We start from the raw sequence: 1,606 nt of genomic DNA, 5'->3' as shown, positions 1-1,606 counted from the left end.
CGCCGCCCAGGTGCTGGCCTCGGCCTCCGAGCTGTCGCGCCAGTCCGAGCATCTCGGCGCCGAGGTCGGCCGTTTCCTGGCCGGCGTGCGCGCCGCCTGAGCGGGCGGCCGGGCACCCGCCCGGCCCGGCCGCCGCCACCCGGTAGGCCGGCCGCCGGGCCCGTGCTACGCATCGCTCCCATCGGGGAGGTGGCGGCATGAGTTCGGTGACGGAGCCCGGCGGGCCGGGGATCGAGCGGGTCGCGATCGAGGATGCGAGCCTCGGCGCCTTCTACCGGAGCATGAACCCGACCGAGCGCCACACCTTCTGGGCCTGTGCCGCGGGCTGGGCGCTCGACGGCATGGACTTCATGATCTACCCGCTGGTGATCGGCACGATCATCGGGCTTTGGCAGGTCGAGCCGGGCACCGCGGGGCTGGCCGCCACCGTGACGCTGTTGGCCTCGGCGGTGGGCGGCTGGCTCGCGGGCTTCGTGGCCGACCGGATCGGCCGGGTGCTGACGCTCCAGATCACCATCCTGTGGTTCTCGTTCTTCTCGCTGCTGTGCGCCTTCGTGCAGAACTTCGAGCAGCTCCTCGTCGCCCGGGCGCTGCTCGGGCTCGGCTTCGGCGGCGAGTGGGCGGCGGGCGCCGTGCTGATGGGCGAGACCATCCGGGCGCAGTATCGCGGCCGGGCCGTGGGCTCCGTCCAGTCCGGCTGGGCGATCGGCTGGGGCATGGCGGTGCTGGCGCAAGCCGTGCTGTTCACGTGGCTGCCGCCCGAGAGCGCGTGGCGCTGGATGTTCGCGATCGGCGCGCTGCCGGCCCTCCTGGTGTTCTACCTGCGCCGCTACGTGCGGGAGCCCGAGGTCGCCGCCGAGAGCCGGGCGCGGGCCGCGGCCTCCGGCGACCGGCCGCGGATCTGGGAGATCTTCTCCGGACCGATCCTGAAGACCACGGTGCTGGCCTCCCTGGCCTCGGCCGGCTGCCAGGGCGGCTACTACGCCATCACCACCTGGCTGCCGCGCTTCCTCACCACCGAGCGCGGCCTCTCGGTCGTCTCCTCGACGGGCTACCTCGCGGCGCTCATCGTCGGCTCCTTCGCGGGCTACCTCGTGGGCGCCTGGCTCGCCGACCGGCTCGGGCGGCGCCCGCTCTTCCTGATCTTCTCGCTCGGCGCCATCGCGGTCATCCTGGCCTACACGCAATTGCCGCTCTCGAACGCGGTGCTCTGGGTGCTGGGCTTCCCGCTCGGCTTCTTCGCCTCGGGCTACTTCTCGGGGATGGGCGCCTTCCTCACCGAGCTCTACCCGACGCGCCTGCGCGGCTCGGGCCAGGGCTTCTGCTACAATTTCGGCCGCGGCATCGGCGCCCTGTTCCCGGCGCTCGTCGGCTACCTGTCGGCGCAGGTCGGGCTGGCGGCCGCCATCGCGATCTTCGCGGCCATCGCCTACGGGGTGTTCTTCGTGGCGGCCTTCGCGCTGCCCGAGACGCGGGGCCGCGTGCTCCATGCCGACGCCTGATGCCGACGCCTGATGCCGACGCCCGATGCCGACGCCTGAGCGGGAGGCCCGCATGAGCGATCCAGCCGACGCCATTCCCCCCTGCCCCGCCCCCGACCCGAACC

At 73.3% G+C, this 1,606-nt stretch carries 1 protein-coding gene; it reads left to right on the top strand.

Annotated features, from left to right (window positions below):
- The first annotated feature begins 197 nt into the window (after positions 1-197).
- Positions 198-1,502, top strand: coding sequence for an MFS transporter (locus tag AX737_RS09815; RefSeq protein ID WP_066920940.1), 1,305 nt, complete (start codon positions 198-200; stop codon positions 1,500-1,502).
- Positions 1,503-1,606 lie beyond the last annotated feature (104 nt).

It is taken from the genome of Methylobacterium sp. CCH5-D2 (assembly GCF_001556475.1).
GTDB classification, from domain to species: Bacteria; Pseudomonadota; Alphaproteobacteria; order Rhizobiales; family Beijerinckiaceae; genus Methylobacterium; species Methylobacterium hispanicum.
This window is presented reverse-complemented; position numbering and strand designations above follow the sequence as displayed.

Excerpts from the sequence above, each read along its gene's own strand:
- AX737_RS09815 (WP_066920940.1), top strand. The coding sequence starts at position 198 with ATGAGTTCGGTGACGGAGCCCGGCGGGCCGGGGATCGAGCGGGTCGCG.